Genomic DNA, 24,182 nt, shown 5'->3' on the forward strand with positions numbered 1-24,182 from the left:
TCATGCCTCCGCGCGCTGGCGGGCCAGCAGGGCAAGCACAATGCCCGCGCCCAGCGTGGCGCACGCCCCGCCCAGCCCGAACACGACCGCGTAGCCACACCGGTCAGCCAGCAGTCCCGCCAGCGGGCCGGTGGCTCCATATGCCAGGTCCTGAAACGCCGCGAAGCCGCCCAGCGCCGTGGCCCGCATGGCAGGTGCCACCAGCTGCACCACCTCGACCCCAAGGGCGGGGAACACCATGGAGCACCCCGCCCCGGTCAGCAGCGCACCCGCCAGCGCCAGCACGGGCGAGGGGGCGGCCCAGAGCAGGTATTGACCCGCGGCCTCGACCACCAGCGAGAGCAGCGCCACCCGCAGCCCGCCAATCCGGTCAGGCAGGTGCCCGCATATGACGCGCCCGGCCACGAAGGCCGTGCCAAAACAGGTCAGCCCCAGCCCGGCGCCGGGCCAGTGGGCGTGGATGAAGCGCAGCGGCAGGAACGCGCCCAGTGCGGCAAAGCCCACGCCCTGAAGGGCCACCGCCATGCCCAGCCAGCGGATGGTGCCCAGAACGTGCCAGAATGGCGGCCTGCCACCCGCATGCGTCGGTGTGGCGGGTATGGTGTGTACCAGCACCAGTCCGGCCAGCGGCAGCAGGGCGGAGAGGCCCATGAGCACGCCCAGCCCCGCCTTCTGGTACAGCGCCAGACCGATCGGGCTGCCCACGGCAAAGGCGCCGTACATGGCCGCCCCCGTCCAGGCCAGCACGCGGCCCGCGCGTGCCTGCCCCACCAGGCCGATGCCCCAGCCCAGCATGCCCACGATGGTCAGGCTTTCGCCCACGCCCAGCAGGAGCCTGCCCGCGATCAGGACGGCGTAGCGTGCGCCGACGTGCAGGCCGGGCAGGGCGGCGAGGGCGCAGATCAGGCTGGCGGCCCCATACACCATCAGCCCCGTGCGCATGCACGGCCGGCCGCCTTTCGTATCCGCCATCTGGCCTGCATGGTTGCGGCTGAGAATGGTGGAAAAGAAGGCAATGCCCACGGCAAGCCCCGCCAGTCCGTTGCCGTAACCCGGCCAGTGCAGCACGGCCACCGGAATGGCGGCGAGCGGCAGGGCCACGGCCATGTAGGCCAGGAACAGCGCCATGGCGAGGCGACCAAGGTGGCGCAGTGATGCGGCCTCAGAGTTCACGGGTAATATGTACCTGCAGCGGCGCGGCCAGTGCCGTGGCGAACACGGCCTTCATGGCCTGGAAGTGCGGTGTCTGTTCATGGGCCACGAGGGCCTCGGGGCTGGCCCAGCGCTCGACAAACACGAAAATGGCCGGGTCGTTGATGTCACGGTGGCACTGGTAGGACAGGTTGGCCGCTTCCTGCCGCGACAGCGCCACGCAATGGCGGATGGCCTCAAGCGCCGCCGTTTCGTGCCCCGGCAGGATGCGGAGCGTTGCAATGACCGTGATGGGCTGCGCTGTCATGACAATATCCTCGCCAGATGTGTTGCATGGTGTGGCGAGCATAGGGTGGTGTGACACTTTCCTGCCACGAAGAAAGTGTCACGTGACACTATTGTCCATGCCATCAAGCACATGGCGCAGCCGGTGCAGCGCCTCGCGCAGGTCGGGCAGGGGTGTCGGGCCAAGGCACAGGCGGATGCCCGCGGGTGCATCGGCCGCTGCGTCCGGGCAGGCCATGAAGGGCTGGGGCAGGGTGACTTTAACGCCCTGTCTGGCCGCCTGCGCCGCCAAATGCTGTGCGCGGGCCAGCTTCATGGGCATCCATGCATGAAAGGCATCATAGGGCGGTGGCGCAAGGTGCGGGCCAAGTACGGACCGGGCCAGCGCGCGGCGTCGCCCTGCCTCGCCACGCAGCGACTGCCGCACGGAGGCCGCCGTGCCATCAAGCATCCACTGCGCCATCATGGCATAGGAGAGCGGGGCGATCATGAGCGATGCGCTGAGCAGCGCCTCACGGGCCGCCTGCATGAACCCTTGGGGCGGGGCCAGTGCGCCAATGCGCAGGCCGGGACTGAGGGTCTTTGACAGGCTGCTGACATAAAATGTCCGCTCCGGCGCCAGCGTTACCAGCGGGGGAAGGGTGGCATCCTGCACGCAGTCATAGACATCATCTTCAATAATCAGCGCATCATGGCGGCGGCACAGGTGAGTGATGGCGTGCCTACGCTCCGTGCCCATGGTGGCGGTGGTGGGGTTGTGCATGGTGGGCGTGACATAGAGCAGGCAGCGCCCGGGTGCATGCTGACGCAGGGCGTGCGCCAGCGCTTCGGGCAACAGGCCCTGCGTATCCATTGGCAGGCCCTGCACATCCATGCCCGCCTGCCGGGCGAGGGTGAGCATGCCGGGATAGGTCAGGGCCTCGGTCAGCATGATGGGGGCGGTCCTGCGCGCGGCGGTCAGGGCCACGCCAAGGGCCTGCTGCGCCCCGCTGGTCAGCAGCAACTGGTCGGGCGATAACGCCACGCCGAGTTCGGCCAGCCAGTGGGCCATGATGCGCCGGTGCTCGATATGGCCCGCCACGGGCGGATAGACATTGAACAGCGCCGGATCGACCGAGCGGGCAAGGCGGGCCAGCGTGCGGGCCAGTGCGCGGTCGCTGAACATGGGCGGCGGCATGTTGGCCGAAAGGTCAAGAACCGGCCCCGTGCCGTTGGGGCTGGCGGCGACAAAGGTGCCCCGCCCGCGCACGCTGCGCACCAGCCCGCGGCGCTCAAGCGTGGCATAAGCCCGCGTAACGCTGCCAATGCCGATGCCAAGCTGCCAGGCCAGCGGGCGGTGCGCGGGCAGGCGGTCGCCTGATTGCAGTCGGCCGCCAAGGATGTCACCGGCCAGGGCATCGGCCAGCCGTTCGGCGGGAGAGCCGTCGCCTGCGGGCAGGCGCGGCTGCCATGGGGAGCGCAGGCGCATGGCGGGACAGATCTGAATCCTGTTGGGGTGGCCCAGCCATAGCAGGTCGGGGCAGGAGGCGGAACCGGTGCTTGGCACGCGCCACTTGTTGGCACCCGACATGACGCGATCAATATGATGCGGCTGGTGCCCCCACGTCCTTGCCCGGTGCGATGCGGCAGGACTGCTGGCAGCGGCGCGAAAAAGCGGCTTTGGGCCATGCCGGAGGGCCCGAGGGGCGAACGGGGGATGACGGCGCGGCCGCTGCGGGTCATGGCGGTGGGCATGCCGGGGTTTTGCGCATGCATGGGGCTGAACGGGTATTGGTGGGGTCCTTGATGCCGGGCGCGAGGCTGGTGCCGCAGGTGATGGTCAGTCCGTATGCCACGCTGCCGAGAGGCGCGTGCGGGCGGCGCGGCGGATGGCTCCGATGAGGATTGCCAATGCACCTTCTGTAATTATCGCACATATAATAGTTTAATGCCGTGTTATGCCCGCTATAGGCGGCGCGGTGGCCCGTCTGGCGCACGGGGGTTGGGTCGTGCTGCATGATGGGGCACGATGCGGGGTGCCTTTAACGGAATGATGTTCATCATGCGCCTTCCCCGCCGTATCCGCCCCTTTGCCATGGTTGGGCTCTGCGCAGGCATGGCCTGCACGCCTGCGTTCGCCGCCCCGGCGCTGATGCCGCAGCCCGTGCAGTACCAGCCGCAGGGCGGCGGCCTGCCGCTTGCGGGCGGGGTGCAGGTGCAGTGGCAGGGCGTGCGCTCGCCCCTGCTGGAGCGCGCGGTAGCGCGTTTCGAACAGCGCCTGGCCGCCCTGAGCGCACGCCCGGCGGTGGCAGGCATGCCTCCGGGGCTGGTGCTGCGCATCAACTGCCAGCATGCCGACCCCGATATGCTGTCGGTTCGCATGCGCGAGCACTACCAGCTGCGCACCGGCGCCGATGGCGCGACGCTGGTGGCCGATGGCCCGGCGGGCGTGCTGCGCGGGCTGGCCACGCTGCTGCAGCTCGTTGAACCCGGGGCGGCGGGGCCGGCGCTGGACGGGGCCGAGATTGATGACAGCCCGCGCTTTGCATGGCGCGGCCTGATGGTGGATGTCAGCCGCCATTTCATGTCGCCTGAGGCCCTTGAGCGGCAGCTCGACATGATGGAACTGACCAAGCTCAACGTGCTGCACCTGCATCTGTCTGACGGGCAGGGCTTCCGGGTGGAAAGCCGGGTCTATCCGCGCCTGCAGCAGGTGGCGTCGCACGGGCAATACTATACCCAGCAGCAGGTGCGCGACCTTGTGGCCTCCGCTGCTGATCGCGGCATCCGCATCGTGCCGGAATTCGATGCGCCGGGCCACAGCTACGCCATGCTGTTGGCCTATCCGCAATATGCCGCCCAGCCCGTCACGGCCCCGCTCGACCCCAAACGGGTGGTGCGTACCGCATTCGACCCCACAAACCCCGATACCTATGTGTTTCTGGCCCGGCTCTACCATGAAATGGCGGGCCTGTTCCCTGATGCCTATTTTCATGTGGGTGGCGATGAGGTGCGGCCTGATGAATGGACGGCAAACCCCCGCATCACCGCTTTCATGCAGCAGCATGGCTATGCTGGCGCCACGGCCCTGCAGGCCGCCTTTACCCGCCGCGTGCAGGCCATCGTGGCGCATGAGGGCAAGACCATGATGGGCTGGGATGAACTGCTTGATGCGCCAGCTTCCCCCGGCATCGTGATCGAGCCGTGGCGTGGCTCGCGCTATACGGCGCAGGCCACGGCGGCGGGGCATCCGGTCGTGGTCTCGGCTGGCTATTATCTTGACCTGCTGCTGCCTGCGGCTGCGTATTACCATGTTGACCCGCTGGACCCGCTGGGCAATGGCCTGCCGCCCGATCAGGTGGCGGCAGCCCACGCACCGGCGCTTGCGCCCTTTGCCCTCGATCCCGCCGCCTCCATGACCACGGCGCAGGATGGGCTGGTGATGGGGGCTGAGGCGGCGTTATGGACCGAGATCGTGAGCGAGGAGATGCTCGATGCCCGCCTGTGGCCGCGCGCGGTCGCCCTGGCCGAGCGCTTCTGGTCGCCCGCCGCCGTGCGTGATGAGGATGCATTGGCCCGCCGCCTGCCCGTGGTGCAGGCGGAGCTGGACATGCTGGGCAACCGCGCCGCAACCGACCGTCACCGCATGATGGCGCGCCTCGCCCCTGATGGCATTGCCCCGCTTGCCACCCTGCTGGCCGTGACCACTCCGGTGCGCAATTATGCGCTCAACCATGTATTTGGCCCGAGCCACGTCGCCGCCACATCCACCCCACCGGCGCTGGACCGGGTGGCTGATATGGCCACGCCCGACAGTTTTCAGGCCGCCGCCTTTACGCGCGACGTGGCCGCCTATGTAGGCGGCCAGCATGACCTTGCGCCCGGCCTGCGCTCCCGGCTGGAAACCTGGCGCGATAACGATACGCGCCTGCGCCAGGTCGTGGCGACCCGCCCGGCCCTGCGCGAGGCCCTGCCTGCATCGGGCCAGCTTGCGGAACTGGCTTCAGTGGGGCTGTATGCGCTCGATGGCACGCTGGCCGCGCATCAGGTGCAGGTGCAAGCGGTGCTCCAGACGGCGCAGGCCCAGTTCGCCGCCTCGGCATCGATGCTGGCGGTGCGCACAAGCGCGCAGCCAGCAGGCGACCTGCTCCAGGCCATTACGCCCGGTATTGCAGGCCTTGTGCAGGGACATATGTAAAAACAGAGGTTTTTAATGAAGCGTTTTGCAAAAAGCTTTAGAAAAACGCTGCCAAAACTTTCATTCCTGCCCTGTCGCAGGCGTTATCACGAAGGGAATGGGCGCCATTACGCGCGCCTGCGCGTGGTTGTGGCGCGGATATAGAAGGCGGTGGTGACAACCAGCCCCACCACCCATGATATGTCCACCCCATGCAGGCGGCGGGCCAGGCTGCCGGTATGAAACCCGTTCTGCATGAAGGGCACTTCAATGGCGATGCCGATGCCATAGGCGCACAGGGCGGGAATGTTGCAATAGCCATACGCCCCGCCATCGCGGCGGAAAAACGAGGCGACATCATAACGGCCACGGCGCAGCAGGTAGTAATCAGTCAGGTTGATGGCGGTCCACGGCACCATGATGGCCATGAGCAGGTCAAGGAAGGCGGCGTAGGATTTCATGAAACTGTCGGCCATGCCCAGCGCCATGCCCAGCGCAATCGCCACCAGCGTGCAGGTTACGACAAGGCGTTCGCGCAGGGCGGCCCGCCAGTCCGGCACGAAGGTCTGGAGCACGGTTATGGCCGAGAGCGCGCCGCCATACAGGCTCATGGCGTTGCCAAGGGCGATGGAAAGCGACAGCACGATCATGACCGGTGTAGCCTGCCGCCCCGCCAGGTGCGCCAGCGTGGTGGCGACCGATACGCCTGGGCCCTGCAATGCGACCATGCAGCCCAGTATCATGGACAGCGCCGTGCCCACGACCGTGCCGACATAAGTGGTGAGGAAGGCGGTGCGGCGACCGGCTTCATCGGCGGGCAGGTAGCGCGATGAATCCGATACATAGGGCGCATAGGCGATCTGCCACAGCGCCGCGGTGGAAAAGGTGCTGAAAAAACCCGCGACCGAGCCATGCATGTCGCGCAGCGTGCCGGGGGGAAAGGCTTCATAGCCCAGCCACAGGCAGTATAATATGACCGCCCCCGCCACCCAGCTGACCAGCTTCGACCAGGCATGGATGGTGTGGTAGCCCATGCAGCATGGCACGAGGCTCAGCACGGCGATGAGCAGGATCGCGCTGCGCCGCCCGGTCATGGGCAGGGCGGCATAAAGCGCCTGGCCCCCCACCACGAAGTTCGAGGCCACGAAGCCGATATACATGAGCACGACGAGGCCGATGATGGGCACCGCGCCATAAAAGCCGAACTGGCCCCGGCTCTGCACCATCTGCGGCACGCCCAGCATGGGCCCCTGGGCGGCATGCAGCGCCATGAACACGGCCCCCGCCAGGTTGCCAAGGATGACGGCAATGGTCGACCACGTAAATGACAGCCCGAACAGCCCCGGCCCGAGTGCTCCGGTCACGACCGTGAGCAGGGTCAGGTTGGTGCTGAACCAGACCGCGAACAGGTCGCGCGCGCGGCCGTGGCGCTGGTCGGGTGGGATCTGGTGTATGGTGTGGGTTTCAAACGCCGTGCTCATCGAACACGTTATGCCTGAGGAACGGCCTTATGGATATATGCCCACCACGATATTGATCGCTTTGCGTTACGATCTGTCCGTGCCGCCACCACGGAGGCGGCACGACGGCACGAGGCAGGTCGTTACTGGAACGGATTGCCCGAATAGGACGGCGCGGTATAGCCCGCAGGCGGCACAACGTAATGCGGCGCGGTATAGGTGGGGGCGTGGCTGGGGGCACCGAGCGCGCCGGGGGCGGAAAGGCCTTCCTGCGCGGGCATGGAACCGCTTGTCATGCCTGTGCCTGTGCCTGTGCCTGTGCCTGTGCCTGTGCTGATATCCGTCGGTGTGGTCTGCAGGGGCGGATAATCCGTGGTGGCCGCAGGGGCCGCGGTGCCTGCGCCACGATAGCCATAGGCCGGATCGCTGCTGGTGGGGAGGCGGCCGGCCGGTGCCCTGAGCGCCCCGGTGGGGTCATAATCAGTGGCGGAATAGCGGCCCACGCAGTTCTTGCCACGTTCGGCGGTGTGAATGGCCTCAAGCTGGCCCTTCAGTTCGCCAATTTCCTTGTGCCTGTCACCGCCTGCGCTGCCCACGGGCACGCCGATCAGGGCAACCCCCCATGCATCGGACTGGTGCATGCGGCGTTGATGCATCTCGGCTGATGCGAGGTTTTGCGTATCCATCTGGTCCATCTGGGCCAGTTGGGCGCAGCTCTGGCGCATGAAGGGTTCGGGACTGGTATATTGTGCGCTGATATCCGATGGATTGGCAGCGCATCCAGCCATACCCAGAACACTCAGGCACAGGAGGGTCTTTTTCATAGGTTTCCTGTCAGTCGGTCAATGTTACTTGATGTAACAGACGCCGGGCCGTCAACCCCACAGGAAAAATCGGGAGGCTGTGTTGTCCGGGCCTGTCCGCCGATACTGCATGAAGATCAAGACCCACCCTGTTCTTGTGGTGTTAACAGACCGGGAAGCGGGTGTGGCATTCGCTTCATTGTGATCGTATTTGCCACAACGTCATGCGTCATGCATGCGATGGATGATGCACAAAGTCGCAGGCGCTGCCTGGTTTTGAAAAGAAGCTGCGCCAGAATTTTGCTTGTGATTGCTGGGGGTGTCGGAGGCATCACCGGCGATGTGTCATTGAAGCCAGCCAGCGCGTTGCAAAATCATGTTGCTGCTGCACCGTTCCAATTCTGTCGGGCGGGGCATAATCAAATATATCGACGATATTGCTGCGATCCGCCTGTTCCCCATGCCTGATGACATAGGCTTTCCTGCCACCGTCATCTTCTGGCTCTGATCAGTGAGTCCTGACCCTGTTTAATTATGGTTATTCAAAACCGATCATAAGATTTCAAAATAAAATAGTATACTCAATATAGCTGCCCGCTGTATTGGAGCAGGGAATATAAAATGTCTGATAATCTGGGCGTATCCCCTGCACCCATTATCGTGGTGGTCCACCTCAATGCCCGCCTCCAGCCATTCCAGCGCGGTCACTTCCTTGAAGACCCGCTTGATGCCATCCTTAAAAAGATGGGCATTGGCGAAGTAATGGGTGGGGGCATGGCCCTTGCCCCTGATCCGGTTGGTGTTTCAGTCTGCGATGTGGAAATCGCAGTAAAAGATGGGTCGGAAACCGTGCTGAAGCAGGTCATGCAGGCTCTTGACCTGCTTGGCGCGCCCAAGGGATCGGAACTGCGCCTGCCGGCTGCGGCTGCGCCCATCGCGTTTGGCGTGATGGAGGGCATGGCTATTTTCATGAACGGCACCGACCTGCCAGCCGAAACCTATGCCCGGTCTGATATCAATAAAACAATCGAGGGGCCGAGTGCGGCACTTGGCCAGAAAGAGGAGCTGCGTGGTTACTGGGAAGGCGATAGCGAGACCGCGCTTTATTTCTACGGTAGCAGTTTTGCAGCCATGCAGGCGGTGGTTGCCGACTACATCCAGTCCGATCCCCTTTGCGCCCGGTGCCGCATTGAGCAGATTGCATAAGTGCAATGGGATATGTGCCCGTATCCATGTAAAAAATGATACCCGGATATTAATCCAGCCATAATGGAAAAGTTTTTGGTGAAGCTTTTTGAAAAAATCTTCAAATAACGCTGCCTCCAATAAATATTGCTGCACATGGCGCACAGGCCCCTCTGGCCCCTGCGCCTACCGCCCCGGCTGGTTGGTGGCGTAATCGCTGATGCCCCACAGCCGGTCATGCACGGCGCGGTAATAGGCGCGTTCATCATAAAGCGGCACGTCGAGGTTCAGGTCACGCGCGGTCAGCCGACCGATGGCGGCGGTAGCCTGATAGGACGAGATCACAAGATTGCCCGCGCTGCGCACCAGCGCAATCTGGGCCTGGAGCAGCGTTTCCTGCTGCTGGAGCACGGAAAGTGTTGAGGTGGTGCCCACCATCACCTGTCGCTGCATGCCGTGCAGGGCTGTGGCATCGGCCTCGACGGCGGCGCGATTGCTTTCTATCGCGGCGCGGTTGGCCTGCATGCGCTGCCAGCTTGCCGCGGCGAGCTGCACGGCGGCGCGGCGCTTTACATCCACCGTATGGGTGGCCTCATTGGCCTGCTGGCGGGCCATGCGCACGGCGGCATACTCGCCCCCACCCTGATAAAGCGGCATGGAGGCATTGACGAGGGCATATTTGTTATTGTTGAGCGAGCGGCCCTCATCCTGGTTGATGCCATGCATATAGGCCGCCTGCGCGCTGACCGTGGGCATGAGGGCGGCAAAGGCCACGCCTACGGCATCCTTTTTTGCCGCCTCGTCAAACAGGGCGCCAATCACGTCGGGGTTGTTCTGCACGGCCTGCGTCATGGCGTCCTGCTCGGTATGAAGCGGCAGGACAAGGGGCTGGGGCAGGGCAAGGTTGTCTGGTGCGTCAACGCCCACAACCTGCCGGTAGGTGGCGCGATCGGCCTGCAGGGTGCCTTCGGCCAGTTGCCGCACCGCGCGGGCATTGGCCAGGGCACCTGCGGCCTGCGCCACATCGGTGTGGGTGATCTCGCCGCCATGCGCGCGCAGTTCGGTGGCATGAAGCTGGGCGGCGTAAACCTGCTCGTTATTGATGTCGATGCGCAGGATCTGCTCATCCTCCACCACATTGACATAGGCGCTGACCACATCGGAGAAGACCTGCTCCTCAGCCGCGATCAGCCGCGCGCGCTCGGCCATGACCGCATGGCGCGCCTTGTGCGTGCCGGCCGTGGTCTTGCCGCCGGTATAGATGGGCTGCGAGATGCTGACCCCGCCGGAATAGCCGGGGCTGTCATACCGGCGGGCATAGCCGCTTTCCCCCGATGAGGGTTCCATGCGCATCAGGCCGGAATAATAGGACATGCTCGCCGTGCCCGTAATCGTGGGCCGCCAGCCGCCCAGGGCCTGGGGCACCTGCTCATCGGTTGCGCGCAGGGTCGCGCGTTCCTGCCGCAGCACCGGGTTGCCCAGATAGGCCGCGGCAAGGGCCGCATCCAGCGTGCGTGGCTCCTCCACCGCCTGCGGCACGCGTGCCAGCGCCGTGCCGCTGCACAGGAGGGCCGCACTCCCCGCCCCGATTGCCCAGTTTCCCTTCATGTCCGCCCCTGCCAGCCAGATATGCCAGGCGGACCCATGCCAGCCCGCCCCGACCCGTCTTAGCCGCAGGATGTTGCGTGGGGGTTAACCGGCTAGAACACGAAGGCGGGGGCGGGGGCCAGCTCGGGCAGCAGGGGCACGGCCGCCTCGAACAGGGGCTGCACCGCGCTGCCCTGCGCTGTCGCGGCGATACGGCTGACCGATGTCACGCCCGATGCGGGCGCAATGGGGGCGATGATGCGCCCGCCCTGTGCAAGCTGGTCCACAATGGCCTGCGGCACGGCGCGCACCGCGCCATCGATGAAGATCAGGTCATACGGCGCCGAGGCCGGTGCCCCCTTGACCAGCGGCCCGTCGCACCACTGCACGCCGGGCGCGTAGGCGGCGCACAGGGCCTTGCCCATGGTGGCCAGTCGCGGGTCGGATTCGAGGGCGGTGACATGCAGTTCAAGCGTCATCGCGCCCAGCAGGGCCGCGAGATAGCCCGTGCCCGCCGCAACCACCAGCACCCGCTCGCCGTGCCGCAGGTCGGCCACCTGCAGCATGCGCCCCGTCACCCGTGGCTCGGTCAGGTAGCGTCCCTCGCCAAGTGGCAGGCTCTGGTCGCAATAGGCGAAGGCCCGCAGCGCATCGGGCACGGCGCGCTCACGCGGGACAGTGCGCATGGCGGCGATAATCGTGGCATCGCCCACCTGAGAGGGGCGAATCTGGGCATCGACCATGCGCTGCCGGGCCGTGACAAAATCGAGGGGCGCGTAATCGGGGTCTGTCCTGTCCATGATGTTTCCTTGAAACACGCTGCCCCATAGGGGGCTGAAGCCGCAACCCGGCCGGACGGGCGAAAATTTTTTCCGGCTTTTTTGTATTTATGCGCCGCTTTGATCGGGAAACAACCAGAACGCTGCACACAACGGCTTGACCTGAGATGCATTTCAGCGGATATACGCCCCTGCAGCGCCGAGGTCTGGTGGCAGAATGGTGATGCAGCGGACTGCAAATCCGCGAATGTGGGTTCGATTCCCGCCCAGACCTCCAATCCTTCCCTGACAGGGAAGGACAATCGTTGACACACCCCCCGAAAATCTGCCGTTTTCTTCCCTCTGGCTGTGACAGCCGATGACAGGGAGAGACGCCGAATGACAGACATAGTGGGGGTATCGCCAACATGTTGGGCGCGCCATCCTTGGCCCCGGCCCTCCGGCCCTGCCATATTCACCATCAGCACATGATCCGCCTCCGGGCATAAAGATTGCAGGGGCAGGCGTTCCCTTCGCGCCGGTTTGGGGTATATCTGCCCGTGGCCGGGCGCGTTGTCCTGCCCTGCGTCTGATTATGGTGGATCTGGTTTTTCGTGATGCTTGACAAGTCGTTCTCCCCCGCCGGGACAGAAACCTCCCTCTATGCCCTGTGGGAGGCCAGTGGCGCGTTCAGCGCCCGGCCCGACAGCACGGCAAAGCCCTATACCATCATGATTCCGCCACCCAATGTTACGGGCACGCTGCATATCGGCCACGCCCTGACCATGACATTGCAGGACACGCTCATCCGCTGGCGCCGCATGCAGGGGCGTGACACGCTGTGGCAGCCGGGCACCGACCATGCAGGCATCGCCACCCAGCTTGTGGTCGAACGCATGCTGCAAAAGGAAGGCACATCGCGCCAGGAAATGGGTCGTGATGCCTTTGTCGAGCGCGTGTGGGAATGGAAGGCCGAATCCGGCGGCGGCATTACAAAGCAGCTCCGCCGGCTTGGCGGCTCGCTTGACTGGCAGCGCGAGCGCTTCACCATGGATGATGGCCTGTCGGATGCGGTGAAAGAGGTGTTCGTCACCCTCTACCGCGAAGGGCTGATCTACCGCGACCGTCGCCTTGTCAACTGGGACCCCGCCTTCCGCTCCGCCATTTCCGACCTTGAGGTCGATAACCGCGAGAGCCGGGGCAGCCTGTGGTATATCCGCTACCCTGTTGAAGGCCAGCCGGGCCGCACCATCACGGTCGCCACCACCCGGCCCGAGACCATGCTGGGCGACATGGCCGTGGCCGTGCACCCCGATGATGAACGCTTTGCCGACCTGGTGGGCAAAAACGTCATCCTGCCGCTGACCGGCCGCCGCATTCCCGTCGTGGCGGATGAGCATTCCGATCCCACCAAGGGCAGCGGCGCGGTCAAGATCACGCCCGCGCATGACTTCAATGACTTCGAGGTCGGCCGCCGCCACAAGCTCGACATGCCCAGCGTGCTTGATGAGGAAGCCCGCATCACCCTTGCCGAGATCGAGGGCGAACTCCGCGCGGAGGAAGGGCTGGCTGATCCCGCCTTCGTGCGCACGCTGGCCGGCATGCCGCGCGATGAGGCGCGCAAGGCCATGGTGGCCGAGCTTGAGCGCCTGGAATGGCTGGAAAAGATCGAGCCGCACACCAATCAGGTGCCCCATGCCGAGCGCAGCGGCGCGGTGGTTGAGCCGCGCCTGACCACCCAGTGGTACTGTGACGCCAAGACCCTCGCCGGTCCCGCCATCGAGGCGGTGGAAACCGGCAAGATCGAATTCGTGCCCCGGCAGTGGGAAAACACCTTCTATGCCTGGATGCGCGACATCCAGCCCTGGTGCATCAGCCGCCAGCTCTGGTGGGGGCATCGCATCCCCGCCTGGTATGGCCCCGATGGCCATGTATTCGTCGCCCATGACGAGGCGGATGCCGCCAGCCAGGCCCGCGCCCATTACGGCCAGGACACCACGCTCACGCGTGACGAGGATGTGCTTGATACATGGTTCTCCTCCGCCCTGTGGCCGTTCTCCACGCTGGGCTGGCCGCAGCAGACACCGGAACTGGCGCGCTACTACCCCACCGATGTGCTGGTCACGGGTTTTGACATCATCTTCTTCTGGGTCGCGCGGATGATGATGATGGGCCTGCACTTCATGAAGGACGTGCCCTTCCGGCAGGTGTTCATCCACGGACTGGTGCGTGACGAGCGCGGGCAGAAGATGTCCAAGTCCAAGGGCAACGGCATCGACCCGCTGGAGATGATCGACAGCTACGGCGCGGATGCCATGCGCTTTTGCATCTGTTCGCTCACCGGTCTTGGCCGTGACGTGAAGCTTGGCCCGAAAAAGGTGGAGGAATACCGCTCCTTCATCACCAAGATCTGGAATGCCGCGCGCTTTTGCGAGATGAACGGCGTGGCCCCGGTTGCAGGATTCAACCCGGCCTCCGTGCAGTCTCCGCTGGGCCGCTGGATCCTGGCCGAACTGGCGCAGGCGGTGGAAGAGGCGAGCAAGGCGCTGGAAGCCTTCCGCTTCGATGAATATGCAGGCGCGTGCTACCGCTTCGTGTGGAACTGCTTCTGTGACTGGTTCCTTGAGCTGGCCAAGCCGGTCTTTGCCGCAGGCGACACGGCGGAAGCCGTCGAGACCCGTGCGGTTGCCGCCCATGTTCTGGGTACCATCCTGCGCCTGCTCCAGCCCGTGACCCCGTTCATGACCGACCGGCTGTGGCAGCATTTCGGCTTCGGGGCCGAAGGGTCGCTCATTACCGCACCGTGGCCGCAGCCCGAGCATCTGGAAGGGGCGAAGGACGCGCGCGAGGAGATGGAATGGCTGATCCGCTTCATTTCCGCCATCCGCACCGTGCGTTCGGAAATGAACGTGCCGCCCTCGCGCCTTGCCCCCGTGCTGCTGCGTGATGCCTCCGCCACCACCGTGGCGCGTGCCGCCAAATGGGCGGAAGCGATCGGGCGCATGGCCCGCGTGTCCGAAGTGCTGCCGCTTGCGGGCGAGATGCCGCAGGGGGCAGCCCAGCTTGTGGTGGATGAAGCAACGCTGGTCATTCCGCTGGCCGGGATCATTGACCTGTCAGTTGAGCGCCAGCGGCTGGAAAAGGAGTGCGCCAAGGTTGATGGCGAGATTGCCAAGGTCGAGCGCAAGCTGGGCAATGCCGATTTCGTGGCCCGCGCCAAGCCCGAAGTCGTGGCCGAAAACCGCGAGCGGCTGGAGGCGTTCCAGGCAGAGCGCGTGCGGCTGAAAGCGGCCCTGGCGCGGATTGCTTAAAGGAAGAAAAGTTTTTGGGGGCTGCCTTTTTTCAAAAAGGCAGCTTTCTTTCAAAGCTTTTTGAAAAAAGCTTCACCAAAAACTTCTGGAATATTCTCTTCACGCTAACTTGGGGAAGGACGCCACCATGACCGCAAACGCATTGGAGACACTGGTGCTCGGCGGAGGCTGCTTCTGGTGCATCGAGGCGCCGTTCAAGGAACTGCGCGGCGTGCAGGCGATCGAGCCGGGTTATGCCGGTGGCCATACCCCCAACCCCACCTATGAGCAGGTCTGCACGGGCCGCACCGGGCATACCGAGGTGGTGCGCGTTACCTTCGACCCCGCCGAGCTTTCATGCGCGGACCTGCTGCGCATCTTCTTTGTCATGCATGACCCCACCACGCCCAACCGGCAGGGCAATGACGTGGGCACGCAGTATCGCTCCGCCATTTTCTGGCAGGATGCGGCGCAGGAAAAAACCGCCCATGCCGTGCGCGACGAGATTGCGGCCCAGCATGTCTGGCCCAACCCGATCGTGACCGAAATTGCGAAGCTGGAGCATTTTTGGCCCGCCGAGGATTATCACCGCGACTATTTTGCCCGTAACCCCGGCAACCCGTACTGTAGCGCGGTCATCCCGCCCAAGATCGCCAAGATGCGCCGCCTGTTCCGTGACCGACTGGTGGATTCCGCCGGTTAGGAAGAAAAGTTTTTGGTGAAGCTTTTTTATTAAAAAAGCTTCGAAGATCGCTGCCTTTTTAAAAATAGGCAGCGCCCGGAAACTTTTATCCGCTAGCTCCGGTCCGTCGGGTCATCATCAAGAAAAAGCTGGTCGGCTTCCTCGTCAAAATCGAACAGTTCCGCATAGCGCGCCCAGCCGATCAGGGTCTGGAGCGTCTGGCGGGCGTAGTTGGGCGACATGCTGTCCTCCAGTTCATCGCGGAAGCGCTCGGCGCTGGCGCGGTGGTTGGGGCGCTCGTCCAGCACGGCGCGGATGGTGCGCACCATGGGAATGTTGTGCAGCATGCTCTGCCACAGGATGTGCTTGCGGATGTCGTGCTCGCTCTGCACAAAGCGCATGCCCTCGGGCGTGAGCAGGATGTCGCCATCCTCAAGCTCGGCAAAGCCCAGCAGTTGCAGGGATTCGCCAAGGGGGAACAGGTCATCAAGCTCAAGCTGCAGGCGGCTGGCGAGCAGCGGCAGGTCGGCGCGGCCATGCAGCGGGTCGGCGGCCAGCGTTTCCATCATGCCCACGATGGTGTTCATCGGCAGGGCGGGCAGGGCCACGGCATCGGCCGAGATCTGGACATGCTTCATGTCCGGGTCGGTCATGTCCGCCTCCGACACGACCGGCGCGCGGCGTGTCATGAGCGCGTAGATACGGTCCACGAACTGGCGGAAGGCCATGTCCTCGCGGTTGCGCGGGTGCTCGAAGGGCACCTGAAGCTCATAGGCTACCCGGCCGGGGTTGGAGGAGAAGATGAGGATGCGGTCGCACATCAGCACCGCCTCCTCGATATTGTGGGTGACCAGCAGGATCGACTGGATGGGCAGTTTCTTCTCCGCCCACAGTTCCACAAGGTCGGTGCGCAGGTTTTCCGCCGTCAATACGTCGAGTGCGGAGAACGGCTCGTCCATCAGCAGCAGGTCTGGCCGCACAACAAGGGCGCGCGCCAGCCCCACGCGCTGGCGCATGCCGCCTGAAAGCTCCTTGGGATAGGCATTTTCATACCCGCCCAGCCCGATCAGGTGGATCGCGTCTTCCGCCAGTTTGTCGCGCTCGGCAGGCGGCACGCCCTGGGCTTCCAGCCCCAGCTCCACGTTTTTCTGCACCGTCAGCCACGGAAACAGCGCAAAGGACTGGAACACAAGCGAAATGCCCGCAGCCGGCCCCTCCAGTCGCTTGCCCTTCCAGATCACCTCGCCCGCGGTGGGCGGCAAAAGCCCTGCGATAATGCGCAGCAGGGTGGACTTGCCCGACCCCGAGCGGCCCAGAAGCCCCACGATCTCGCCACTGCGGATGCTCAGGTTCACGCCATCGAGCACCACAAGGTCGGTCGAACTTTCCTTGGGGTAGGCCTGCCTGCAATTGACGATCCGGACGAGTTCGGCACCGGTCGGCTTCGGGCTGGGGGGGGCGGCTTGCTGCGGCATCAGGCGCTCTCAGTCAAAAGTGTAATGCCGGGCGGCATAATTGGATAACGGGCGCCACACGGCGCGATTGAGCAGCAGCACAAAGGCCGCCATGACCGCCATGCCCAGACCCACCTGGTCGGTGGCGCCCGCCACGGTGGCATGGGCAATATAGGCACCCAGCCCCTGTGCGCTCAGGGTGGTGTCGCCCCAGCTGGCCACTTCGGTGGCGATGGCGGCATTCCATGCCCCGCCTGAGGCCGTCAGCGCGCCGGTGATGAAATAGGGCGTGATGCCCGGCAGCATCACCCGCCGCCACCACAGCCAGCCCTTGACGTGGAAGTTACGCGCCGCCTCGAGCAGGTCACCGGGATAGGACGAGGCCCCGGCCACGATATTGAACAGGATATACCATTGTGTGCCTAGCAGCATGAGCGGGGTGAGCCAGATATTGCTGTTCAGGTGCCAGTGCACGATCGCGACCACCACGAGCGGAAAGAACAGGTTGGCCGGGAAGGCGGCCATGAACTGTGCCGCCATCTGCGCATGCCGCGCCCGCCGTGGCGACAGGCCGAGCCAGATCCCCGCGGGCACCCAGATTACGGAGGCCACCAGCACCGTGATCATGACCCGCAGCAGCGTCAGTCCCCCCAGCGCCATGACATGCGCAACCTGCCCCATGCTGTAATGGGTGTGGGAGAAGGACCATGTCTTCCAGCCGATGGTGAGGGCGCACAGAACGATCCCGGCAATCCAGGCCGCATCCATCAGGCGGGGGGGGATGAGCGCGCGCACGGGGGCAGACGGGCGCGGGCCAAGGGCCAGCCAGCCGATGCGCGTCATGGCATCACCCACGCGCAGGCAGAAGCGGCGCAGCAGGTGCGTGCGGCGCAGCAGCACAAGCACCCACGGGTCAGGGGCTGCAAGGCTTGCGCCGTCATCGGTCTGGAAACGCGCCGACCATGCCACCAGCGGGCGGAACAGAAGCTGGTCATACGCCAAAATCACGGCCAGCATGGTGAGGATGGCATAGAAAATGGCGGCAAGGTTACGCTGCTCGATCGCAACGCCCACGTAGGAGCCGATGCCGGGCAGGGCGATATCGGTATTGCCCACCGTGATCGTCTCGGAATAGACGACCATGAACCACCCGCCGGACATGGAGATCATGGTGTTCCACACCAGCGCAGGAATGGCGAACGGCACCTCGAGCCGCCAGAAGCGCTGCCAGGGGGTGAGGCCAAAGCAGCGGGCGGCTTCCTCCAGGTCGGGCGGCACGGTGCGCAGCGACTGGTACATGGCAAAGGCCATGTTCCATGCCTGGCTGGTGAAGATGGTGAAGATGGCGGCAAGTTCCGCCCCCATCATCCGCCCAGGAAACAGCCCGAGAAAGAAAATGACCGTAAAGGTGAGGAAGCCCAGAATGGGCACCGACTGCAAGACATCCAGCAGCGGCACCAGCACCTGTCCCGCCCGCCTGCTTTTGGCGGCCCATACGGCATAGGTGAAGGTGAACACCAGCGAGGCGGCAAGGGCTGCGAACATGCGCAGCGTGGTCCGCACGGCATAGCCGGGCAGGTAGGCCGGGCTGAGATGGATGGTCCCGGCCTCGCTTGCGGGAATGGGTACAAGCATGTGACGGCCCGCCGTGGCCACCACGACCGCGCCCGCCATGATGGCAAGCAGGCCGAGCAGGTCCGCTATATTGGGGCGGACGCGCAGGTTACCCGGTTGGCCGCCTGCGCTCACCCTGCCGTGCCCGTACTGCCAAAGCCGCCCGTGCCGCGGGTGGTTTCATCAAGCTCGGCGTATTCCACCCACTCACCGCGCACCACGGGGGCGAGCACGCCCTGGGCAATGCGCATGCCACGCTCGACCACGAAGGGCGCATCGCCTGCATTCATCACGATAATGCCGATCTCGCCGCGATAATCCTCATCAATCGTGCCCGGCGCATTGGGCAGGGTCACGCCATGCTTGAGCGCAAGCCCCGAGCGGGGGCGGATCTGGAGTTCGTAGCCACGCGGCAGCCCCACGCACAGCCCTGTGGGCACCAGCGCGCGGCCACCCGGCGCAATGGTCATGGGTTCGGTCACGGCGGCGAGCAGGTCCATGCCGGCAGCACCCTCGGTGGCGTAGGCGGGCAGGGGCAGGTCATGCGCGTGGGCCAGGCGCTTGACCTGAATGGGCAGGGGGGAGAGGCTCATGAAGTATGTCCGTCAACATGCGGTGCGTTGAAAAAGGCTGCGATGCGCGCCACCAGGCGCTGCGCCACCTGCGTCTTGTCCAGCCGGGGCCAGTGGGTGCAGCCCGTGGCATCGATCAGGTCGATCTCGTTTTCCGCCCCGCCCATGATGCCGCTTTCGGGGCTGACATCATTGGCCACGATCCAGTCGCAGCCCTTGCGCAGGCGCTTGGCAGTGGCGTGTTCGACAACCCGCTCCGTCTCGGCGGCAAAGCCCACCACCAGTCGCGGCCGGGTGGGGGAAGGCTGGCCCAGGGTGGCCAGAATATCGGGGTTGGGCACAAGGCGGAGCGCGGGCGGAGGCTGGCCTGCGGTTTTCTTGATCTTTTGCGGCGTTTCATCCACATGCCAGTCTGCCACGGCGGCGGCGCAGACGGCAATGTCGCACGGCAGGGCCTGCTGGCAGGCCGCCAGCATGGCGCGTGCCGTCTCGACGCGCACGGTGCGCACGCCCGGCGGGTCGGGCAGGGTGGTCGGCCCGCTGACCAGCGTCACGTCAGCCCCCGCCGCCGCCAGCGCGCGCGCAATGGCATAGCCCTGCGTGCCCGATGAGCGGTTGGCCAGATAGCGCACCGGGTCGATCGGCTCATGCGTGGGGCCTGCGGTGACCAGCGCGCGGCGGCCTGCCAGTGGCTTTTCGCCCCCCAGTCGCGCCAGGATGGCGGCAAGGATGGAGTCGGGCTCGGCCAGCCGGCCCGGCCCGTGCTCGTTGCATGCCATCAGCCCGGTCTCGGGGCCGACAAATTCCACGCCGCGTGCTGCAAGCGTTGCGATATTGGCCTGTGTTGCGGGGTGCCGCCACATCCGCACGTTCATGGCAGGGGCTGCCAGCACCGGGGTGTCGGTGGCCAGCAGCACGGTGGTGGCGAGGTCATCGGCCAGGCCCGCGCTCATGCGGGCCAGAATATCGGCGGTGGCGGGGCAGACCACGATCAGGTCACTGCTGCGCGAGAGCGCGATATGGCCCATCTCGCTTTCATCGGTCAGGGAGAACAGGTCGCTGAACACGCGCTCGCCGCTCAGGGCCTGGAGCGAGAGGGGGGTTACGAATCGGGCGCCCCCTTCCGTCAGCACCGTGCGCACGCGGATATCGTGTTCCCTGAGCCTGCGGATGAGATCAAGCGCCTTGTAGGCGGCGATTCCCCCACACACCACCAGCAGGACAGAACGGTCTGCCCGTGCCACCATCAGATCTTCCAGCCGGAATGGATGGCCGCGATCCCGCCAGAGAGGTTCTGGTAGGACACGCGCTCAAGTCCCGCTTCGCGCATCATGTCGGCCAGCGTTTCCTGATCGGGGAACATGCGGATGCTCTCGGCCAGGTACTGGTAGCTCTCGCGGTCCCCCGCAATCGCCGCCCCCATGCGCGGCAGCACATGGAAGGACCAGGCATCATAGACGGGTGCGAAGGCTGCAACCTGCACGCGCGAGAACTCAAGGCACAGGAACCGGCCGCCGGGGCGCAGGATGCGACGCGCCTCGCGCAGCACCTGCAGCTTGTCGGTGCAGTTGCGCAGGCCGAAGGCGATGGAGACGCGATCCACCGAATTGTCGGCCAGCGGAATGGCCTCGGCATCGACAGCCAGGAAGTTGAGGCCCGACACCAGCCCGCGCTCCATCGCGCGGTTGCGGCCCACCGTGAGCATGCTCACATTGATGTCGGACAGGATGGCAGGCCCGCCCCCGCCGCGCAGCCAGCCGAACGAAATGTCGCCCGTGCCACCGGCCAGGTCGAGCAGCGACAGGTCGGGGTGGGGGGCGAGTTCGTTGACGAAAATCTTTTTCCACGCGCGATGGATGCCCAGCGACATCACGTCATTCATGATGTCGTATTTGGAGGCCACGCTGTCAAAGACTTCGCGCACCATGGATTTCTTCTCGCGCAATGGCACATCGCGGAAGCCGAAATCGGTGGTATCCGCATGGCGGTCATCGGGACGGCCGGCGGAAGGGGAGGGATGGTATGGCTGGCTATTGTCGGTCATGATGCACAGGTATAACCCCAGATGAGGCCATGCCGGAACTCCCTGAAGTTGAAACTGTGATGCGCGGGATGCGAGTGCATCTTGAAGGTCACACTATTTCCCGCGCCAGCACGCACCATACGGGGCTGCGCTGGCCGTTTCCCCCCGGTCTGGCCCGTGCGCTGGAAGGCCAGCGGATCGATGGATTCGCCCGGCGGGGGAAATATATCCTCATCACCCTTTCAGGCGGCATGGTGGTCGTGCTGCACCTGGGCATGTCCGGGCGCGTGCTGCTCTCGCGCCCGACTGAAGCCGAGCGTGTGATGCCGCCCGCCCTGCACGAGCATCTGGTGATCGAGACCGGGGAGGGCGCGCGTTGCGGGCTGGTTGACCCCAGGCGCTTCGGCATGGTCGACCTGGTGCCGGTGGCGGGCGTGGAGGGCCATCGCCTGCTGGCAGGCATGGGGCCTGAGCCGCTGGGCAACCGCTTTGGCGGCGCGTGGCTTGCGGCAAAGGGCCGTGGGCGGCGCACGAGCATTAAGGCGCTGCTGCTCGACCAGCGCGTGGTGGCGGGGCTTGGCAATATCTATGTGTCCGAGGCGCTGTTCCGTGCGCGCATCCACCCCGCGCGGGCGGCGGGCGAGATCAGCGCCGCGGAATATGATGAACTGGCAGCCCAGGTCCGCGCCGTGCTCGACGAGGCGATTGCCGCCGGTGGCTCAAGCCTGCGTGATTATGTGCAACCCGATGGGGAACTCGGCTATTTCCAGCATGCATGGCGCGTCTATGGGCGTGAAGGGCTGGGATGCCCCGATTGCCCCGGCCCGCCTGCGTGCGACGGGGTGGAACGCATCACCCAATCGGGGCGTTCGAGCTTCTTCTGCCCCCGATTGCAGGAGGCTTGAGACGATTTAGGCAAAGACTTGTCTTGACGAATACGCTCAGGGTGGACTAGATCGCCAGCCTGATATGGGATGTCCGCACGATCGGGTGGCGGACCGCCGTAACCTGATTTATGCAGATGAACTGAGAGCAATGGCCAATACAGCATCCGCGCGCAAGCGCATCCGTCAGAACGAACGCCGCAACGCCCGCAACACCGCACGTCTGTCGCGCGTACGCACCTTCGTGAAGAAGATTGAAACCGCGATCGCCAGCGGCAAGAAGGACGACGCCGTGGTGGCCCTGCGTGAGGCACAGCCCGAAATGCAGCGCGCCGTTGGCAAGGGCGTTCTTCACGCCAACACGGTTGCCCGTCGTATTTCCCGCCTGTCTGCCCGTATCAAGTCTCTCGCTGCTGCGTAAGATACGGCTGGTTTCTTTCATCTGAAAGAAGGCTGGAAGTAATAAAGGAGGTCGTCTGTCGCCATTATTGGCGATGGCGGCCTTTTTTTATTATCCGCATCTTGCTGGTGTGAACGGGTTTTGGCGGGGTCGGGGCAGATTCCCGTTGCTTCGCCCGATTCCGTGCTCTAAATTATGGGGATAATTCCAGCGTCATCGGTGGTCCTGGCCGATAGGGTCGGGCTGTTGGGTCGTGCCAATGGCACGGCTTGTGGCCTGTCCTGTGGGGAGGGGCCGGTGGCGCGGGGTGGTGGAATGGAGCGGGGTGACGGCAGGGACATGCGCGCAGGCGGTGTCCTTTTCGTGCCCCATGTGGCGGGGAGCGGATATGACGGGCGGACTGGAAGGCTACGACGCGGTTGCGGAAGCCAACGCGCAGAAAAGTGTGCTCGCCATCCACTGGTCGCGCATCTGCGAGCGACTGAAGGCCGAGGTGGGCGAGGTCGAATACCGCACCTGGCTGCGCCAGATCACGGTCGGCCCGGTGGAGGAGGACGAGATCACCCTCTACCTGCCCACGCGCTTCCTGCGTGACTGGGTGCGCGGGCAGTACGGCGACCGGCTCGGCGCGCTGTGGCATGCCGAAGTGCCTGCCATCCGCCGGGTCGAGTTGCAGGTGGCCCGCCCCGCAGCCCAGCCTGCCCCGACCGCCGGGGCGCAGGAGGCCACGCCCGCCCCGGCTGCTGCCGTCGCCCCAAGCGAACCGGCGGCCCCCGCGGCAGCGCCCCAAGCGGCGGAAAGCCCGCGCCAGGCCGAGGTGCGCAGCGACCTTGCCGCCCCGCTTGAGCCGCGCTTCACGTTTGACACTTTCGTTGTGGGCAAGCCCAACGAGTTCGCCTATGCCTGCGCCCGCCGCGTGGCCGAGCGCCCGTCCAGCCCCGGCTTCAACCCCCTGTTCCTGTATGGCGGCGTGGGGCTGGGCAAGACCCACCTCATGCACGCCATCGGCGCGGAACTGCTGCGTGGGGGCAAGGTCTCGGTAGCCTACATGTCGGCCGAGAAGTTCATGTACCGCTTCATCGGGGCCATCCGCTCGCAGTCCACGCTCGAGTTCAAGGACCAGCTGCGCTCGGTTGACGTGCTGATGATCGATGACCTGCAGTTCCTCATCGGCAAGGACAACACGCAGGACGAATTCTTCCACACCTTTAACGCGTTGGTCGATGCCGGGCGGCAGATCGTGGTCTCGGCCGACAAGTCGCCCTCCGACCTGTCGGGGCTTGAGGACCGGCTGCGCACCCGCCTTGGGTGCGGCATGGTGGCCGATATCCATGCCACGACCTTCGAGCTGCGCATCTCCATCCTTGAGGCCAAGGCCGCCGCATCCGGCGTGGTGGTGCCGGCCAAGGTGCTGGAATTCCTGGCCCACAAGATTACCTCGAACGTGCGCGAGCTTGAGGGCGCGCTCAACCGGCTGATCGCGCATGCCAACCTGTTTGGCCGCCCCGTCACCCTTGAGGCGACGCAGGATGTGCTGCACGACATCCTCAAGGCGCATGACCGGCGCGTCACCATCGAGGAAATCCAGCGCAAGGTGGCCGAGCACTGGAACACGCGCCTGACCGACATGTTCTCCGCCCGCCGGGGCCGGGCCGTGGCGCGGCCGCGGCAGGTGGCGATGTACCTCGCCAAGCAGCTCACCAGCCGCTCCTACCCCGAGATCGGGCGCAAGTTCGGCAACCGCGACCACACCACCGTCATGTATGGCGTAACCAAAGTGGAGCAGCTGATGGCGCAGGACCCCGCCTTTGCCGAGGACGTGGAACTGCTGCGCCGCATGCTCGAGACCTGACGCATTTCCCGCGCACGCCCCTTTA

The 24,182-nt window shown here is 65.1% G+C and carries 20 protein-coding genes and 1 tRNA gene; 9 read left to right on the plus strand and 12 right to left on the minus strand.

The genetic code is table 11. From position 1 onward, the window contains the following. From OQZ28_RS09395 to OQZ28_RS09405, 3 genes are all read right to left on the minus strand, one after another. Entirely contained in the window at positions 1-1,128 is a 1,128-nt protein-coding gene (locus OQZ28_RS09395; RefSeq protein ID WP_458135983.1) for an arabinose transporter, read from the minus strand. Positions 1,129-1,162: 34 nt separating this feature from the next. Further along, complete coding sequence (locus tag OQZ28_RS09400) at positions 1,163-1,459, minus strand: putative quinol monooxygenase (RefSeq protein WP_458135931.1); 297 nt, start codon at positions 1,457-1,459, stop codon at positions 1,163-1,165. Between the two features lie 78 nt (positions 1,460-1,537). Continuing rightward, entirely contained in the window at positions 1,538-3,007 is a 1,470-nt protein-coding gene (locus OQZ28_RS09405; protein WP_458135932.1) for an aminotransferase-like domain-containing protein, read from the minus strand. Positions 3,008-3,478: 471 nt separating this feature from the next. Here OQZ28_RS09405 and OQZ28_RS09410 point away from each other — a divergent pair, with 471 nt between their 5' ends. Beyond that, positions 3,479-5,614 (plus strand): beta-N-acetylhexosaminidase, encoded by a 2,136-nt coding sequence (locus OQZ28_RS09410; protein WP_458135933.1) that lies wholly within the window; start codon positions 3,479-3,481, stop codon positions 5,612-5,614. 107 nt (positions 5,615-5,721) lie between these two features. Here the strand turns inward: OQZ28_RS09410 and OQZ28_RS09415 are convergent, their stop codons facing one another. Continuing rightward, positions 5,722-7,074 carry a purine-cytosine permease family protein gene (locus tag OQZ28_RS09415; protein ID WP_458135934.1) on the minus strand — a complete coding sequence of 451 codons (1,353 nt, stop codon included), beginning with the start codon at positions 7,072-7,074 and terminating at the stop codon, positions 5,722-5,724. Positions 7,075-7,196: 122 nt separating this feature from the next. Further along, positions 7,197-7,877, minus strand: coding sequence for a hypothetical protein (locus tag OQZ28_RS09420; protein WP_458135935.1), 681 nt, complete (start codon positions 7,875-7,877; stop codon positions 7,197-7,199). A gap of 355 nt (positions 7,878-8,232) precedes the next feature. On the opposite strand from OQZ28_RS09420, the gene OQZ28_RS09425 reads away from it, so the two are divergent. Together OQZ28_RS09425 and OQZ28_RS09430 are read left to right on the plus strand one after the other, a co-directional pair. Then, positions 8,233-8,364: a hypothetical protein gene (locus tag OQZ28_RS09425; RefSeq protein ID WP_458135936.1), complete on the plus strand. Its 132-nt coding sequence runs from the start codon at positions 8,233-8,235 to the stop codon at positions 8,362-8,364. Positions 8,365-8,477: 113 nt separating this feature from the next. Continuing rightward, positions 8,478-9,062 carry a hypothetical protein gene (locus OQZ28_RS09430; RefSeq protein WP_458135937.1) on the plus strand — a complete coding sequence of 195 codons (585 nt, stop codon included), beginning with the start codon at positions 8,478-8,480 and terminating at the stop codon, positions 9,060-9,062. A gap of 165 nt (positions 9,063-9,227) precedes the next feature. Here OQZ28_RS09430 and OQZ28_RS09435 read toward each other — a convergent pair whose 3' ends face one another. Together OQZ28_RS09435 and OQZ28_RS09440 are read right to left on the minus strand one after the other, a co-directional pair. After that, positions 9,228-10,649 carry a TolC family outer membrane protein gene (locus OQZ28_RS09435; RefSeq protein ID WP_130731331.1) on the minus strand — a complete coding sequence of 474 codons (1,422 nt, stop codon included), beginning with the start codon at positions 10,647-10,649 and terminating at the stop codon, positions 9,228-9,230. Between the two features lie 92 nt (positions 10,650-10,741). Then, on the minus strand, positions 10,742-11,428 hold the full coding sequence (locus OQZ28_RS09440; protein ID WP_458135938.1) for a protein-L-isoaspartate O-methyltransferase family protein: 687 nt from the start codon (positions 11,426-11,428) through the stop codon (positions 10,742-10,744). Between the two features lie 182 nt (positions 11,429-11,610). Between OQZ28_RS09440 and OQZ28_RS09445 the strand changes: the two genes are divergently transcribed. From OQZ28_RS09445 to msrA, 3 genes are all read left to right on the plus strand, one after another. Next, positions 11,611-11,684: transfer RNA gene (locus OQZ28_RS09445), tRNA-Cys, on the plus strand. Positions 11,685-12,003: 319 nt separating this feature from the next. Next, positions 12,004-14,697 carry a valine--tRNA ligase gene (locus OQZ28_RS09450; protein WP_458135984.1) on the plus strand — a complete coding sequence of 898 codons (2,694 nt, stop codon included), beginning with the start codon at positions 12,004-12,006 and terminating at the stop codon, positions 14,695-14,697. Positions 14,698-14,824: 127 nt separating this feature from the next. Continuing rightward, positions 14,825-15,379, plus strand: a complete 555-nt coding sequence (gene msrA, locus OQZ28_RS09455; RefSeq protein WP_130731329.1) for a peptide-methionine (S)-S-oxide reductase MsrA — start codon at positions 14,825-14,827, stop codon at positions 15,377-15,379. Between the two features lie 92 nt (positions 15,380-15,471). Here msrA and OQZ28_RS09460 read toward each other — a convergent pair whose 3' ends face one another. From OQZ28_RS09460 to OQZ28_RS09480, 5 genes are all read right to left on the minus strand, one after another. After that, on the minus strand, positions 15,472-16,833 hold the full coding sequence (locus OQZ28_RS09460; protein WP_458135939.1) for an ABC transporter ATP-binding protein: 1,362 nt from the start codon (positions 16,831-16,833) through the stop codon (positions 15,472-15,474). A 9-nt stretch (positions 16,834-16,842) separates the two neighbouring features. Next, entirely contained in the window at positions 16,843-18,486 is a 1,644-nt protein-coding gene (locus tag OQZ28_RS09465; RefSeq protein ID WP_458135985.1) for an ABC transporter permease, read from the minus strand. 71 nt (positions 18,487-18,557) lie between these two features. Then, positions 18,558-19,019, minus strand: a complete 462-nt coding sequence (dut, locus tag OQZ28_RS09470) for a dUTP diphosphatase (protein ID WP_458135940.1) — start codon at positions 19,017-19,019, stop codon at positions 18,558-18,560. Beyond that, positions 19,016-20,245 (minus strand): bifunctional phosphopantothenoylcysteine decarboxylase/phosphopantothenate--cysteine ligase CoaBC, encoded by a 1,230-nt coding sequence (gene coaBC / locus OQZ28_RS09475; protein ID WP_458135941.1) that lies wholly within the window; start codon positions 20,243-20,245, stop codon positions 19,016-19,018. The genes dut and coaBC overlap by 4 nt, the downstream gene beginning before the upstream one ends. Beyond that, positions 20,245-21,042: a class I SAM-dependent methyltransferase gene (locus OQZ28_RS09480; RefSeq protein ID WP_130731324.1), complete on the minus strand. Its 798-nt coding sequence runs from the start codon at positions 21,040-21,042 to the stop codon at positions 20,245-20,247. Before OQZ28_RS09480 ends, coaBC begins: the two co-directional genes overlap by 1 nt. A 29-nt stretch (positions 21,043-21,071) precedes the next feature. Between OQZ28_RS09480 and mutM the strand changes: the two genes are divergently transcribed. The 3 genes from mutM (at position 21,072) to dnaA (ending at position 24,157) form a co-directional block, all read left to right on the plus strand. Then, entirely contained in the window at positions 21,072-21,926 is an 855-nt protein-coding gene (gene mutM, locus OQZ28_RS09485) for a bifunctional DNA-formamidopyrimidine glycosylase/DNA-(apurinic or apyrimidinic site) lyase (protein WP_458135942.1), read from the plus strand. Positions 21,927-22,056: 130 nt separating this feature from the next. Next, positions 22,057-22,326 carry a 30S ribosomal protein S20 gene (gene rpsT / locus OQZ28_RS09490; protein WP_130731322.1) on the plus strand — a complete coding sequence of 90 codons (270 nt, stop codon included), beginning with the start codon at positions 22,057-22,059 and terminating at the stop codon, positions 22,324-22,326. Positions 22,327-22,693: 367 nt separating this feature from the next. After that, a complete protein-coding gene (gene dnaA, locus OQZ28_RS09495; protein ID WP_130731321.1) occupies positions 22,694-24,157 on the plus strand; it encodes a chromosomal replication initiator protein DnaA in 1,464 nt (487 codons plus the stop codon). Positions 24,158-24,182: the final 25 nt, after the last annotated feature.

This window comes from Komagataeibacter sp. NFXK3, assembly GCF_054182245.1.